The sequence below is a fragment of the Nocardia sp. NPDC059764 genome (assembly GCF_042732555.1).
GTDB lineage: Bacteria > Actinomycetota > Actinomycetes > Mycobacteriales > Mycobacteriaceae > Nocardia.
The window spans coordinates 1-14,929 of record NZ_JBHWHH010000178.1; the positions used below are offsets into that span (position 1 = coordinate 1).

The window sequence follows — 14,929 nt, forward strand, 5'->3', positions numbered from 1 at the left end:
GGGATTTCCCCGGGGCCGCCGCCGTCGTATTCAGCGTCGAACTCAGTGAGCCGCGGCGGCCTTCTCGAGCGCCCGCAGCTGACCCTGTGCCTTGGCCAGCGCGGCCGGGCTCGCATCCGCATCGGCGATGACGGCCTTGGCGGCCGCCTCGTCGATGTCGAAGGCGAATTCGGCGGACTCGGCCAGCACGCGCACCGAAGTGGCGGTGACGGAGAAGAATCCGCCGTGCACGGCGACGACAACGCGCTCGTTGTCATCGGACACGATGGTCACGGTGCCGCCTTCGACCAGCTGGCCGAGCAGCGGCTCGTGGCCGGCGAGAATGCCGATCTCACCCTCCGTGGTCTGGGCCGAGACGAAGGACGCCCGGCCCGACCACAGCAGTCGCTCGACGGCGACCAGATCAACGGACATGGTATTTGAATCGGACCCAGTTGCCATGGGTGACTACTTCCCGGCGATCTTCTTCGCGGCGGCCTCGACGTCGTCCAGGCCACCACACGAATTGAACGCCTGCTCGGGCAGGTGGTCGAACTCGCCCTTGCAGACGCGGTCGAAGTCGTCGATGGTCTGCTCCAGCGGCACGACCGAACCCGGCTGACCGGTGAACTTCTCGGCCACGATGAAGTTCTGGCCGAGGAACTTCTCCAGACGACGGGCACGGCCCACGAGGACCTTGTCGCCTTCGGAGAGCTCGTCCATACCGAGGATGGCGATGATGTCCTGCAGCTCCTTGTACTTCTGCAGGATCCGCTTGACCTCGTTGGCCACCTGGAAGTGACGCTCGCCGACGATCGAAGCCTCGAGGATACGAGAGGTCGAGGTCAGCGGGTCGACGGCCGGGTAGATGCCCTTCTGCGAGATCGGGCGGGAAAGCTCGGTCGTCGCGTCCAGGTGGGCGAAGGTGGTCGCCGGCGCCGGGTCGGTGTAGTCGTCGGCGGGGACGTAGATCGCCTGCATCGAGGTGATCGAACGGCCACGGGTCGAGGTGATGCGCTCCTGGAGCTGACCCATCTCGTCCGCCAGGGTGGGCTGGTAACCCACGGCCGAGGGCATACGACCCAGCAGGGTCGAGACCTCGGAGCCGGCCTGGGTGAAGCGGAAGATGTTGTCGATGAAGAGCAGAACGTCCTGGTTCTGCACGTCACGGAAGTACTCCGCCATGGTCAGGGCCGACAGGGCGACGCGCATACGCGTGCCCGGCGGCTCGTCCATCTGGCCGAAGACGAGGGCGGTGTCCTGGAGGACGCCCATCTCTTCCATTTCCAGGTGGAGGTCGGTGCCCTCACGGGTACGCTCACCGACGCCCGCGAACACCGAGGTGCCCGAGAACTCGCGAGCGATACGGGTGATCATCTCCTGGATCAGAACGGTCTTGCCGACACCGGCGCCACCGAACAGACCGATCTTGCCACCCTTGACGTACGGGGTGAGCAGGTCGATGACCTTGACGCCGGTTTCCAGGATCTCGGTCTTGCCCTCGAGCTGGTCGAAGGCGGGCGGCTGGCGGTGGATGCCCCACTGCTCGCCGTCGCGGCCCAGGCCCGGGGTGTCGAGGCAGTCGCCGAGCGCGTTGAAGACGTGGCCCTTGACGACATCGCCGACCGGCACCGAGATCGGCTTGCCGGTGTCGCGCACCTCGACGCCACGCACCAGACCGTCGGTCGGCTGCATGGAGATGGTGCGGACGATGTTGTCGCCCAGGTGCTGCGCGACCTCGAGGGTCAGGGTCTTCGCAACGGACGCGAGCGCGATGTCCACGTTCAGCGCGTTGTAAAGCTCGGGGATCGAGCCGCGCGGGAACTCGACGTCCACGACGGGGCCGATGACGCGGGAGACGCGGCCAGTGCCGGCGCCAACCCGGGTTTCGTTAGTGACAGCTGCGGTCATTGGTTCTCTTCCGTGTCTAGTCGCGGTCCGAGCTCGACGCCAGCGCGTTGGCGCCGCCGACGATTTCCGTGATTTCCTGCGTGATTCCGGCCTGGCGCAGCGAGTTCGCGGTACGGGTCAGTGAATTCACCAGATCCGTCGCGTTGTCGGTGGCCGCCTTCATCGCGGTGCGGCGCGCAGCCGACTCCGATGCCGCAGCGTCGAGCAGCGACGAGTAGATCCGGGTGTTGATGTACTTCGGCAGCAGCGCGCCCAGCAGGCGGTCCGCGTCCGGCTCGAACTCGTACTGGGCAACCGGGTTGGAGCTGCCGTCGGAGAAGCTGTCCTCACCGAGTTCGAAGTTCTCGTCGACGTAGCTCACCTGAATGGGAGCCAGGCGACGCACCTCGGGAACCTGCGACAGCATCGACACGAAACGCGTGTAGACGATGTGCAGTTCGTCGACGCCGGCCATGGTGCCGACCCCGTTGGGGGCGGCCACCTCGCCGTCGGCGCCCGCCATGAATGCCTCCACCAGGTGGTTGCACGCGGCGGAAGCGTCGGCGTAGTTGGGCGCCTGGGAGAACCCGGTCCACGAACCGTTGGTCGAGCGACCACGGAAGGTGTAGTAGGTCAGGCCCTTCGCGCCCATCACGTACAGCACCGGCTCTTTGCCCTCGGAGCGCAGGGTGGTCAGCAGCTCCTCGGTGCGCTTGAGCACATTGGAGTTGTAGCCACCGCACATACCGCGGTCACTGGTGATCACCAGGACCGCGGCCCGCCGCGGGTTCGGCCGCTCGGTGAGCAGCGGGTGGGTGAGATTGCTGCTGGCGCTTGCCAATTCGGCGAGCACCTTGGTGATCTCCTCCGCGTACGGCTTGGCAGCCGCGACCCGGGCCTGCGCCTTGCTGATTCGCGAGGTCGCGATCAGCTCTTGCGCCTTGGTGATCTTCTTGATCGAGCTCACGGAACGAATTCGGGAGCGCAGTTCGCGCACGCTTGCCATTAGCGGTTCACACTCCCTTCATTCCTCGAGTCAGACAGTCGCATTCGCTTCGCCGTTCTTACTTCTCGACGTGCTTGCGAGTGACGGACAGCGACTCGACCTCTTCGTGATCGAGCTTGCCGGCCTCGGCCTCGACGACACGGGTGCCGTCGGACGCCAGGAAGCCCTGCTTGAACTTGTCGGTCGCGGCCTTGATCTCGTCGGCCGGCTCGCCCTCGAGCTTCTTCGCGCCACCCTGGAGGGCGTCGAAGGAGGACTGCACCGAACCGTGCAGGAACTCGAGCAGCTCGCCGTTGAAGCGACGCACGTCGACGACCGGCACCGAGTCGTAGTAGCCCGCGTCCACCAGGAACAGCGAGACAACCTGGTCCTCGACCGAAACCGGGGCGTACTGGTCCTGCTTGAGCAGCTCGACCCAGCGCGCGCCACGCTCCAGCTGCGCCAGCGAGGCCGCATCCAGATCGGAGGCGAAGGCGGAGAAGGCTTCCAGCTCGCGGTAGGAGGCCAGCTCCAGACGCAGCGAACCGGCGACCTGCTTCATGGCCTTGGTCTGCGCGGCGCCACCGACACGGGACACCGAGATACCGACGTTGATGGCCGGACGGACACCCTTGTTGAAGAGGTCCGACTCCAGGAACACCTGGCCGTCGGTGATCGAGATGACGTTGGTCGGGATGAACGCCGAGACGTCGTTGGCCTTGGTCTCGATGATCGGCAGCGCGGTCATGGAACCGGCGCCGAGCTCGTCGGACAGCTTCGCGCAACGCTCCAGCAGACGGGAGTGCAGGTAGAAGACGTCACCCGGGTACGCCTCGCGGCCCGGCGGACGACGCAGCAGCAGCGAGATGGCACGGTAGGCCTCGGCCTGCTTGGACAGGTCGTCGAACACGATCAGGACGTGCTTGCCCTGGTACATCCAGTGCTGGCCGATGGCCGAACCGGTGTACGGCGCCAGCCACTTGAAGCCGGCGGAGTCGGAGGCCGGAGCCGCGACGATGGTGGTGTACTCCATCGCGCCGTGCGCCTCGAGGGCAGCCTTGACGCCCGCGATGGTGGAGCCCTTCTGGCCGATCGCGACGTAGATGCAACGCACCTGCTTCGACGGATCGCCGGTGGCCCAGTTGGCCTTCTGGTTGATGATCGCGTCGATGCAGACCGCGGTCTTACCGGTCTTGCGGTCACCGATGACCAGCTGACGCTGGCCACGGCCGATCGCGGTCAGGGCGTCGATGGCGGTGATGCCGGTGGCGAGCGGCTCGCCGACGGGCTGGCGCTCCAGCACGGTCGCGGCCTGCAGCTCGAGCACGCGACGCTCGTCGGCCTCGATCTCGCCGAGGCCGTCGATCGGGGCGCCCAGCGGGTTCACCACGCGGCCGAGGAAGTTGTCGCCCACCGGGACCGAGAGCACGTCGCCGGTACGGCGGACCTGCTGGCCCTCCTCGATGGTGTCGAACTCACCCAGGACGACGGCACCGATTTCGGTGTCCTCCAGGTTCAGCGCGACGCCGAGCACGCCGCCGGGGAATTCCAGCAGCTCGTTGGCCATCGCGCCGGGGAGGCCGCTGATGTGGGCGATACCGTCGCCGGTGTCGGTGACAACGCCCACTTCCTCGATGGAGGTTTCCGGGGTGTAGCTCTGGGTGTAGCTCTCGATCGCGCTACGGATCTCATCGGGGGAGATCGTCAGCTCCGCCATGTTCTTCCTGCTCTCGCTGTGGTCTCGAATGTCGGTGTGTTACTGCCCGCCGGCGGGCCGGCAATTAAGCGCTGTTGGCGTTCGAGTCTCAGGCGAGAGACTGACGCAAGCGCTGGAGGCGGCCGACGGCGCTGCCGTCGATCAGGTCGTCGCCGACGCGCACGACGACGCCGGCCAGCAGGCTCGGGTCTTCCTGCACGTGCACCGTGACGGGCTTGTCGTAGATGCGCTGCAGCGAAGCAGCCAGGTGCTCGCGCTGCTGCGGCGTCAGGGCCACCGCGGCACGGACGTGCGCCACGATCTGCTCCCGGAGCGAAGCCGCCAGGTCGGACAGCTCGTCGATGGCCGCGCCGACATCGCCCTGGTGGCGCAGCACGGCCTGCTCGACCAGCTGCTGGGTGATGTCTTCGACCTTGCCGGCGAGCAGACGCTGCACCAGGGCCCGCTTGGCTTCCGCCGGCTTGCCGTGGTCCTGCAGCGCCTGCTCCAGGTCCGGGTTGTCGTCGATGGTCCGGGCCAGCCGGAACAGCTCGTCCTCGACCGCGGTCAGGCGGCCACGCTCGTCCGCGGCGCGCAGCAGCGCCTCGCGGCCGAGCAGAACCAGCGTGTCGACCAGATCCCGGGCGCGCGACCAGTCCTGGGCCACGGCCGTGGTCAGCACGGCCAGCGTGGTACCGCTGATCTTGCCGCCGAAGACGCGTTCGGCCAGCTCGGCTCGCGCCGAGCTCGACACCGACTTATCCGCGAGCGCCACACGCAGCGAACGCTGGTCGTCGAGGACGGCGACAACGGCGAACAGTTCCGACCCCGTAGTAGCCGCGACGGTGTCGCTACCGGTCAGAGCGGCCCGAAGAGCTTCCCGCGCACGGGAACTCGCCTCGCGGCTCGCTGCGTACATGCTTCCCACTTTCGGTTCGTTACCTTCCGACCCCGATGCCGGCGTTCGCGTCCAGCTCCGCGAGGAACCGGTCGATCGACGCCGCCTGCTTGGCCTCGTCGGCCACCGACTGACCGATGATCTTCTCGGCCAGGTCGACCGCGGTACGGCCCAGTTCGGACCGCAGCTCGGTCACGATCTGCTGGCGCTGCGCCTCCAGCTGCGAGTGGCCGGCGGCCACGATGCGGTCGGCCTCGGCCTGCGCATCGGTGCGCATCTGCGACAGGATGGCCGCACCCTGGGTGCGGGCTTCCTCGCGGATGCGAGCGGCCTCGAGGCGAGCCTCGGCCAGCTGCTCCTGGTACTGCTGCAGGGTGGCCTGCGCCTCGGCCTGCACGGCCTCGGCCTTGGCGATACCGCCCTCGATCTTCTGCGAACGCTCGTCCAGCACCTTGGTCAGGCGCGGGACGACGTACTTGGCGAAGACGAAGGCGATAACGATGAAGACGACCGCAGACCAGAAAATGTCGTACGGCTCGGGGATGAGGGGGTTGACGTCGTCGGACCCCTCAGCCGCAAGCAGATAGGTGCTGTTCATCGTTGATTCCTAGTCTTTGGCCGGAATCAGAAAATGAAGCCGGCGACGAGACCGATCAGCGCCAGGGCCTCGGTGAACGCGATACCCAGGAACATGTTGGTCCGGATGGTGCCCTGCAGCTCGGGCTGACGGGCGATGCCCTCGATGGCCTTACCGACGACGATGCCCACACCGATGCCGGGGCCGATCGCAGCGAGGCCGTAACCGATGGCGCCGAAGCCCTTGGACTTGGACTCGGCAACTTCAGCAGCCAGGTACGAGAGGGTGCTCATGTGTGTTTCATTCCCTTTCTGTCGCCCACCCGCCGGGCGGCGTGGAAGGCAGGTTTATGGAGTTGGTGCGGTCGGTCAGTGAGAGTCGGCGTGCTGCGCCAGACCGATGTAGACAGCGGTCAGCAGCGCGAACACGTACGCCTGCAGGAAGACCACCAGCAGCTCGAAGAGGGTGAAGCCGAAGCCCGCGAGCAGCGAGAACGGCGAGAACACCTTCATCCAGGAGGCGGCATCGAACAGGAAGAACTGGGTGGCACTGAAGAACAGCACCAACATGATGTGGCCTGCCAGCATGTTCGCCATGAGACGGACGGTGAGCGTGAACGGGCGCAACACGAAGGTCGAGATGAACTCGATAGGGATCAGCAGCACGTGCAGCGCGGCCGGCACATTCGGCACCACGATGGACGAGCGCATGTATTTCAGGAAGCCGTACTTCTTGATGCCCACGTAGTTGAAGGTGACGTAGGCGACGACAGCCAGCACCAGCGGCATGCCGATGCGCGCGTTCGACGAGATGTTCAGACCCGGAATAACGCCCGAGATGTTCAGGAACAGCACGGTGAAGAAGATCGACGCGATGAGCGGGAAGAACTTCTTACCGGATTCCTTGCCGAGCACCTCGTCGCAGATCTGCTCCTTGACGAACACCAGACCGGATTCGGCGACATTCTGCAGTCCGCGCGGAACCAGCTGAGGCCGACGGAAAGCGGCGAACATGACTGCCACGAGAACGACCGACATCAGGATGCGAATGAGCATCAAACGGTCGAGCTCGAAAGGCGTCCCCTCGAACAGCACTGCTGGAGGGAAGAAGTCGTTGAGTGACGGCGCGTGGAACTCGCCTGCCAAAATGGTGACGCTCAGCGTTCTCTCCCGTGGTCGGCCGCCAGGAGATAGTTTTCTCCTGCGGTTCGATCGGACATTGACGATCTGGTGGGTCGACTCAGGTCGGCTCGAAGTTCGTCAGCAGCTGTGGCAGTCACGCCCTGGCGTCTGTACGCGCGTCGGCGACATCGTCGACGGTGCAGAACCGTGACCCGAAAGGGTCCGGTACGGCTGTAAGCATAACCTGCTCTCAGGCGGGTCTCAGGCGACCCCCCCTGTTGATTCGGTTGGCTACAGGTAAAGAGTTTATCAAGTTATCTACGACAATGCGTAGGGGGTCGCGGAAACGCTGGATGAACGGTGTTTCGAACCCCGTCCGGAGCGCCTCCGGCTACAGGTCGCGGTCGACGTGCACGGTCGGAACCCGTTGGCGCAGAAGGCCGTAGGTCTCCGCGCCGAGCACGATGAGCAGGGCGCCGACCACGGTCAGGAAGAGCGCGCCGCGGCTGTAGAAGTCGTAGTTCTGCAGCACCGCGACGACGATCACGGCCAGCAGCAGCTTGCCGACCCAGCTGCCCAGCAGCACCAGGCCCTGCAGGCCCGATTCGATCTTGGCACTGAAGAGCACCGAGGCGGCCGTGGTCAGGATGAAGGCGCCGCCGAGGGCGGAGCCGATGAGGGCGCCCCACAGGCCGGGCAGCCCGGCGATGAGGGACGACACGATGGCCGAAACCACAACCAGCACAGCCAAACCGGCGATGCCGTAGCGCAGGGCCGCGCGCAGCGGGGCGTCGGGACCGGGGTTCGAAGGCGTGCTCACGATCGGAAACTCTACCGGGCGGCGTGATCGGAGCCGCGGGGCGGTTTCCGGACCGAGTTGATCTTCAATTCCCGCCAGGACGGCACCGCGGTGACGATCAAGGCGAAAACCAGCCCGGCCGCGAACAAGAGCACCACCAGCCGGCGATCACCGATCAACGAGGTGCCGACCGCGCCGAATGCGAACACGCTGACCCACAGATAGATCACCAGCACCACGCGGCGCTGCGAATGCCCGATCTGCAGCAATCGGTGATGCAGATGCATTTTGTCGGGAGTGGAGAAACTCACACCCGCGCGCACGCGGCGCACCACGGCCAGGACAAGATCCAGTACGGGAATGAACATCACCGCGCCCACCAGCAACAACGGTGACAACAGACCCACGATGTCGCGCGGGCCGTAACCCTGCAGCGGAATTCGCCCGGACGCGCCGGTCGACACCGCCGCCAGCATCAATCCGATCAGCATGGATCCGGTATCCCCCATGAAAATGCGGGCCGGTGAGAAATTGTGTGGCAGAAATCCCAGGCACGCGCCCGCGAGAGCGGCCGCCAGCAACGCGGGCGGATACGTATCGGTGGAACCGCCCACCTCGTAGAGCAACCCCACGGTGAACACGAAAACCGCGACCGCCGCGATGAACCCCAGGCCCGCGGCCAATCCATCCAGGCCGTCCACGAAATTCATGGCGTTCACGACGGTCACCGTGATGCCCACCGTCACCAGACCGCCCTGCAGCGGATCCAGCACCACCGTCTCGTTGGTGAACGGGTTGTAGATGGCCACCCAGCTCAGGCCCATCACCGCCATCACGCCCGCCGCGGTGATCTGCCCGACCAGCTTGGTCAGCCAGTCCAGGCCCCAGCGGTCGTCGATGATGCCGACCAGCACGATCAAAGTCGCCGCGGCCAGGACCGCGGGAATGTCCTTCGGATAATCGAAGCCCCGGCGCAACGCGGGCAGCTGGTGCGCGAACAGGACGGCCGCCACCAGACCCAGATAGATGGCCAGACCGCCCATTCGCGGAATCGGCTTCACGTGCACATCGCGTTCCCGCGGAATCGCCACCGCGCCGAAGGCGATGGCCAGCACCCGGATTCCGCCCGTGGTGAGGAAGGCGATGACCGCGGCGGCCAGCAGCACCAGCAACAGCTCCCGCAGCGGGACGACCGCGCCCTGGCTGAATACGCCCTGACTCAGAAGCATCTAGCGGGCCGTCAGCGCGCGCCGGCCTGACGGAGTTCCTCAGGCGACATGCCGAGCACCTCCGCGATCTTCTCGATCGGCACCGCGCCCTCACGCAACACCCGCGGCGTGTCCGCGGTCAGATCCACGATGGTGGACGCCACCGCGTGATCGGCCGGACCGCCGTCCAGGTACACGCCGACCAGATCGCCCAGCTGCGCCTGCGCCTCCCCCACCGTGGCGGCCGGCGGCTGCCCCGACACGTTCGCGCTCGACACCGCCAGCGGGCCCACCTCGCGCAGCAACTCCAGCGCCACCGGGTGCAGCGGCATGCGCAGCATCACCGTGCCGCGCGCGTCACCCAGATCCCAGGCCAGCGAAGGCGCTTGCTGCACAACCAGACTCAGGCCGCCCGGCCAGAACGCCCGGATCAGCTCACGCGCCTGCGGGCGCACCGAGTACACCAGACCGTCGATGGTGGTCCACGATCCGACCAGCACCGGCACCGGCATGTCCCGGCCCCGCCGCTTGGCGGCCAGAAGCGCACCGACAGCCTGGCTGTCGAACGCGTCGGCGGCGATCCCGTAGAGGGTGTCGGTCGGAATGACTGCCAACCGCCCGGACTTCAGCGTGCTCCGCGCGGCACTCAGTCCGGCAGCGCGGGAGTCGGGATCGGCACAGTCGTAGACGGTACTCACGGCTGACATCTTGGCACGGATCATCTCTCGACAGCGCTCGGCTCCCCCTCCCGATGCCGAGAGAGGGGGAGCCGCTGAAACTCTGGATCGGCGCTTACAGGGCGAGCGCGGCGGCAAGAGCCATATCGACCTGCTCCATGATCTCGGGGGACGCTTGTCCGACAAGCGTTTCGAAACGTGGAAGTACGCCGGTAGAGATACTCCGGCAGCGTGCCCAACCACCGAGCTCAGAACCCACACCTACAGCCAATAGCAACAGCGCGGGCGAACTCGGCTCGATATCGGTTATATCCACCACGATGGGATAGCCGGCCGTGTTCAACGCATCGGTGGATACGACCATCACCCGACGTGTCCGAGAAATCGACCGGTAGTCCCATACTTCTCCGCGCCTCATGCGGCATTGCCCGGCCGTTTGGCCTCATCGGCAGCCCACCGGGCCTCGCGCTCGGCCTCGATATCGGCCTGATTCCGCGCCGCGCCCTCGACATCCCAGTGCTTCTCCGCCTCGGCTGCGCGCCGTAGTAGATGGGACATCACCGCTTGGGCCGCAAGGCCTGACGGTGTGGTGCCTTCCTCTTCCGCGATGGCCTTGAGAACCTCGAGGTAGTTCTCGGGCAGCTTGATGGTGAGCGGCTTGAGCGACATACCATCGAGTGTACCGATGGGTGCACCGGATGGCGTGCGTTTGATCAGGCCACTGAAGGCGCGCCGAGGCGACGCGCCACCACGAAGCGGGGCTTTCCCGCGAGATCGGGGTGCTCGGCTATGTCGGTGAAGCTGCCGCTGCCCGCGAGCAGGGCCGCGACGCCCGAGCCGTTGGTGTCGTCGTGTTCGACTGCGGCGGTGCCGTTTTCGCGGAGCAGGCGGGCGATGGTGGCGACCATCGGGCGGATGACGTCGAGGCCGTCGGGGCCGCCGAAGAGGGCTCGGTGCGGGTCGTGGTCCATGACCTCCGGATCGAGCCGGGCATCGGAGGGGATGTAGGGCGGGTTGGAGACGACGACGTCGACGCGACCGTTGAGGTGCTCGAGGATGGCCGGGTCGGTGACGTCGCCCGCGTGCAGGTCGATGGGGGTGTCGCCCTCGTCCGCGAGTTGCTGGGCATTGCGGCGGGCCCAGGCGAGGGCTTCGGGGTCGAGTTCGACAGCGTGGACCTCGGCGTCGGGGCGGGCGTGGGCGATGGCCAGGGCCAGGGCGCCGGAGCCGGTGCAGAGATCCACGACGATCGGCTGGTGGGCGTGGCCGAGACACTCGAGCCGGCCGAGCGCCCATTCGAAGATCAACTCGGTTTCCGGGCGGGGCACGAAGACGCCGGGGCCGACGGCCAGATCGATCTCCCCCATGGCGGCCGTGCCCGTGAGGTGTTGCAGCGGAACACGTTCCGCGCGGCGGGCGACCAGCTTGCGGAACTCCTCGAGCTGGTCGGGGGTGAGCATGGGCATCAGGACCAGGCGTCCGCGATCGACGCCCAGCACATGGGCGGCGAGGTGTTCGGCGTCGGCGTTCGGGCTGGGGACACCCGCCGCGGCCAAGATCTCGACCGCCTCTCGAATTGCCGGCCGCAATGGTGCACGACTCACTGTGCTCCCCCGCCTCTCCGGGACTTCAGCGGACGGCTGAGAGCCGTTGACAGCCGTGCACCCGTACCTGCGATCGGGCGCCGAACCGATTCTGGACGTACCCGAGGAGTTACCCCGACCGTAACGACATCAGTTGTCACGGTGGGAAACGATCCTCTGGTCGCGAACTCCCGTCCATGGCGGTTCGGCGCGCCGCTCATTCTGCGGCCAGGCGGGCCGCGCGGTCAGCCTCGCCGAGCGCGTTGAACAGGTCGTCGAGGTTGCCGTCCAGCACGGAATCCAGGTTGTGGGCCTTGAAACCGATGCGGTGGTCGGCGATGCGGTTCTCCGGGAAGTTGTAGGTGCGGATCCGCTCGGAACGGTCCACCGTCCGGATCTGCGAGGCGCGTCCGGCCGCGGCGTCGGCGTCGGCCTGTTCCTCGAGCAGGGCCTGCAGGCGGGCCGCGAGGACCTGCTTGGCGCGGATCTTGTTCTGCAGCTGCGACCGCTCGTTCTGGCAGGTCACCACCAGGCCGGTGGGCAGGTGGGTGAGGCGCACCGCGGAGTCGGTGGTGTTGACCCCCTGGCCGCCCTTGCCGGAGGACCGGTAGACGTCGATGCGCAGGTCCTTCTCGTCGATCTCGACTTCCTCGACCTCATCGGGTTCCGGGTAGACGAGCACGCCCGCGGCCGAAGTGTGAATGCGCCCTTGGGATTCGGTGACCGGCACCCGCTGCACGCGGTGCACGCCGCCCTCGAACTTGAGCTTGGACCACACGCCGTCGCGGGAGGCCTCCTTGCTCTTGATGGAGAAGCTGGCGTCCTTGTACCCGTCCAGATCGGAGTAGGTGACGCCGAGCACCTCGACCTTCCAGCCGTGCCGCTCCGCGTACCGGATGTACATGCGGGCCAGGTCGGAGGCGAACAGCGCCGACTCCTCGCCGCCCTCGCCGGACTTCACCTCGAGGATGACGTCGTCGCCGTCGTGCGGGTCGCGCGGCGCGAGCAGGTCGGTGAGCTGCTTGTCCAGCTCCTCCACCTGCGCCTGCAGACCGGGCACCTCGGCCGCGAAGGACGAGTCGTCCGCGGCCAGCTCCTCGGCGGCGGCGAGGTCCTCGCGCGCGGAGGTCAGCTTGTTGTAGGTCGACATGATCGGGCCGAGCTCGGCGAACCGCTTGCCGACGCGACGGGCCGCGCCCGGGTCGTTGTGCAGCGAAGGGTCGGCGAGCTGGGTCTCCAGCCCCTGGTACTCGGCCAGGATGTCGTCGATCGCGTTGGGGGCCGTCCTGTCGGCCATCGCGGTTACTCCCGTCTTAGTAGGTCCATAAACGCACCAACGCCCGGCCTGCGGAGCGCAGGACGGGCGTCGGGGGGACAGCTACTTGGCAGCCTTGTCGCGCTTGCCGTAGCGGGCCTCGAAGCGGGCCACGCGGCCGCCGGTGTCCAGAATCTTCTGCTTGCCCGTGTAGAACGGGTGGCACTGGGAGCAGACCTCGACCGTGATCTGGCCCGACTCCTTGGTGCTCTTGGTCTGGAAGGTGTTGCCACAACCGCAGACCACGGTGGTGTCCACGTAAGTGGGGTGAATTCCTGCCCTCATTGGGTGTCCTTTCAATGGTCGCCGGGTCGCCTTCGAGAAGGCGTGAACCGGAACCGACTAGAGGCATGGTTGCCGACGGAACAGTCTATGCGCTGCTCCCACGTGGTCACCACGAGGGGTGACATGGGGCAGAACAGGCGCCCGGAGCCATTTGTTCCCGACCGGGACCCGGGCGACTTCGCGAGCAAACCCGAAAGTCGAGTAGCGCGCTACTCAGGAATGCGAACACCCGTGTTCATAGAGTTCTCTCCGGGTGAAAGCCCCGCGAACGACCCGGAGAGGACGACACGGTGACCAGGAAGGAAGCGACAGCTGGGGGAATCCTGGCACTGCTCGCCCTTGTGGTCTTCGCGGGCTGGTGGATGGCTCCCGGAGAGTCCGGCAACGCGGTGGGATCCGTGAATCCGGCCCCACTCCCGCCGCGGGGGGACGACACCCTCACCTATCGAGCGGTCATGGCATCGGAGAACACCGGTGCCGTGACCGCGCTCGTTCTCGGCTTCATGATCGGCGGCGCGGCATTGATAGGACTGTTCTTCTTCTCCCCCGCCTCCCCGCAACTTCAGCGGACGGCTCAGTGCCGTGAAATTCCCGACCCGTGTCGGCGGTCCATAGCCCCCCGAACCTCGGGCGTACCCGACGAGTTACCCCGGTCGGCACGAAATCAGTTGTCGCCCTTGCGAAACGAGAAGAGGGGCCCCGCGTGTGCGGAGCCCCTCTTTCGTTACTCGTCGATCGCGCCCGGGGCGGTCTTGGAGACCGTCATCAGGAACTCGATGTTGGACTTGGTCTTCTTCAACCGGTCCACCATCAGGTCGATGGCCTGATGCGAGTCCAGGCCGGACAGCACGCGACGCAGCTTGTGCAGCACGGCCGCCTCGTCCGGGGACATCAGCAGGTCGTCGCGACGGGTGCTGGACAGGTTGACGTCGACCGCCGGGAACACGCGGCGCTCGGCGATCTTGCGATCGAGCTTGAGCTCGGCGTTACCCGTGCCCTTGAACTCTTCGAAGATGACCGTGTCACCGGTGGAACCGGTCTCCACCAGCGCGGTGGCGATGATGGTGAGCGAGCCGCCGTTCTCGATGTTGCGGGCCGCGCCGAGGAACCGCTTGGGCGGGTACAGCGCGGTGGAATCCACACCACCGGAAAGGATTCGGCCCGACGCCGGGGACGAGTTGTTGTACGCGCGGCCGAGACGAGTGATCGAATCGAGCAGCACGACGACGTCCTGACCGGCCTCGACCAGGCGCTTGGCCCGCTCGATGGCGAGCTCGGCGACCGAGGTGTGGTCGCTCGGCGGGCGGTCGAAGGTGGAGGCGATGACCTCGCCGCGCACGGAGCGCTGCATGTCGGTCACTTCCTCGGGACGCTCGTCCACCAGCACCACCATCAGGTAGCACTCGGGGTTGTTGGTCGCGATCGCGTTGGCGATGTCCTGGATGACCATCGTCTTACCCGCCTTGGGCGGGGACACGATCAGCGCGCGCTGACCCTTACCGATCGGCATGATCAGGTCGATGATGCGCGTGGTCAGCTTGTTCGGCTGGGTCTCCAGCCGCAGGCGCTGGTTCGGGTACAGCGGGGTGAGCTTGTTGAATTCCGGTCGGCGCCTGGCACTTTCGACGTCGCCGCCGTTGACCGTGTCCAACCGCACCAGCGGATCGAACTTCTGACGCTGGTTGCTCTGGTCGCCGTCACGCGGGGCGCGCACCGCACCGACAATGTGGTCACCACGGCGCAGGCCGTTCTTGCGGACCAGGTTCATCGACACGTACACGTCGTTCGGGCCGGCCAGGTAGCCGGAGGTGCGGACGAACGCGTAGTTGTCGAGAACATCGAGGATGCCCGCGACCGGCTGCAGGATGTCGTCCTCGCGGATCTCCATCTCGCGGGCCTCGCCGCCGCCACCACCC

At 66.6% G+C, this 14,929-nt stretch carries 17 protein-coding genes; all 17 read right to left on the reverse strand.

Annotation, left to right across the window (positions count from 1 at the left end; translation table 11 throughout):
• Positions 1-42: 42 nt before the first annotated feature.
• Positions 43-414: a F0F1 ATP synthase subunit epsilon gene (locus ACFV4K_RS29150; protein WP_379279226.1), complete on the reverse strand. Its 372-nt coding sequence runs from the start codon at positions 412-414 to the stop codon at positions 43-45.
• A 33-nt stretch (positions 415-447) separates the two neighbouring features.
• Positions 448-1,890: a F0F1 ATP synthase subunit beta gene (gene atpD, locus ACFV4K_RS29155; RefSeq protein WP_213557738.1), complete on the reverse strand. Its 1,443-nt coding sequence runs from the start codon at positions 1,888-1,890 to the stop codon at positions 448-450.
• 16 nt (positions 1,891-1,906) lie between these two features.
• Positions 1,907-2,875: a F0F1 ATP synthase subunit gamma gene (locus ACFV4K_RS29160; RefSeq protein ID WP_379279228.1), complete on the reverse strand. Its 969-nt coding sequence runs from the start codon at positions 2,873-2,875 to the stop codon at positions 1,907-1,909.
• A 58-nt stretch (positions 2,876-2,933) separates the two neighbouring features.
• Positions 2,934-4,571 (reverse strand): F0F1 ATP synthase subunit alpha, encoded by a 1,638-nt coding sequence (gene atpA, locus ACFV4K_RS29165; protein WP_379279230.1) that lies wholly within the window; start codon positions 4,569-4,571, stop codon positions 2,934-2,936.
• A gap of 88 nt (positions 4,572-4,659) precedes the next feature.
• On the reverse strand, positions 4,660-5,469 hold the full coding sequence (locus ACFV4K_RS29170; protein ID WP_379279231.1) for a F0F1 ATP synthase subunit delta: 810 nt from the start codon (positions 5,467-5,469) through the stop codon (positions 4,660-4,662).
• A 19-nt stretch (positions 5,470-5,488) separates the two neighbouring features.
• On the reverse strand, positions 5,489-6,046 hold the full coding sequence (locus ACFV4K_RS29175) for a F0F1 ATP synthase subunit B (RefSeq protein WP_379279233.1): 558 nt from the start codon (positions 6,044-6,046) through the stop codon (positions 5,489-5,491).
• Positions 6,047-6,072: 26 nt separating this feature from the next.
• Positions 6,073-6,318: an ATP synthase F0 subunit C gene (locus tag ACFV4K_RS29180; protein WP_040856073.1), complete on the reverse strand. Its 246-nt coding sequence runs from the start codon at positions 6,316-6,318 to the stop codon at positions 6,073-6,075.
• Positions 6,319-6,393: 75 nt separating this feature from the next.
• Positions 6,394-7,119, reverse strand: a complete 726-nt coding sequence (gene atpB, locus ACFV4K_RS29185) for a F0F1 ATP synthase subunit A (RefSeq protein ID WP_357098873.1) — start codon at positions 7,117-7,119, stop codon at positions 6,394-6,396.
• Between the two features lie 418 nt (positions 7,120-7,537).
• Positions 7,538-7,966, reverse strand: coding sequence for a hypothetical protein (locus ACFV4K_RS29190; RefSeq protein ID WP_379279235.1), 429 nt, complete (start codon positions 7,964-7,966; stop codon positions 7,538-7,540).
• 11 nt (positions 7,967-7,977) lie between these two features.
• The gene (locus ACFV4K_RS29195) at positions 7,978-9,174 is read right to left on the reverse strand and encodes an MraY family glycosyltransferase (protein WP_379279236.1); all 1,197 of its coding nucleotides are present in this window, start codon (positions 9,172-9,174) and stop codon (positions 7,978-7,980) included.
• A gap of 11 nt (positions 9,175-9,185) precedes the next feature.
• Positions 9,186-9,851, reverse strand: a complete 666-nt coding sequence (locus tag ACFV4K_RS29200; protein ID WP_357289668.1) for an L-threonylcarbamoyladenylate synthase — start codon at positions 9,849-9,851, stop codon at positions 9,186-9,188.
• 94 nt (positions 9,852-9,945) lie between these two features.
• Positions 9,946-10,248: a type II toxin-antitoxin system PemK/MazF family toxin gene (locus ACFV4K_RS29205; RefSeq protein ID WP_379279238.1), complete on the reverse strand. Its 303-nt coding sequence runs from the start codon at positions 10,246-10,248 to the stop codon at positions 9,946-9,948.
• Positions 10,245-10,499 (reverse strand): hypothetical protein, encoded by a 255-nt coding sequence (locus ACFV4K_RS29210; RefSeq protein WP_379279240.1) that lies wholly within the window; start codon positions 10,497-10,499, stop codon positions 10,245-10,247. The genes ACFV4K_RS29205 and ACFV4K_RS29210 overlap by 4 nt, the downstream gene beginning before the upstream one ends.
• A gap of 44 nt (positions 10,500-10,543) precedes the next feature.
• Positions 10,544-11,434 (reverse strand): peptide chain release factor N(5)-glutamine methyltransferase, encoded by an 891-nt coding sequence (gene prmC / locus ACFV4K_RS29215; protein WP_379279241.1) that lies wholly within the window; start codon positions 11,432-11,434, stop codon positions 10,544-10,546.
• A gap of 196 nt (positions 11,435-11,630) precedes the next feature.
• Positions 11,631-12,710 carry a peptide chain release factor 1 gene (gene prfA / locus ACFV4K_RS29220; protein ID WP_379279243.1) on the reverse strand — a complete coding sequence of 360 codons (1,080 nt, stop codon included), beginning with the start codon at positions 12,708-12,710 and terminating at the stop codon, positions 11,631-11,633.
• 81 nt (positions 12,711-12,791) lie between these two features.
• Entirely contained in the window at positions 12,792-13,013 is a 222-nt protein-coding gene (gene rpmE, locus ACFV4K_RS29225; RefSeq protein WP_357098869.1) for a 50S ribosomal protein L31, read from the reverse strand.
• A 724-nt stretch (positions 13,014-13,737) separates the two neighbouring features.
• Positions 13,738-14,929: transcription termination factor Rho (gene rho, locus ACFV4K_RS29230; protein ID WP_379279245.1), on the reverse strand; the 1,192-nt coding region annotated here is incomplete at its 5' end.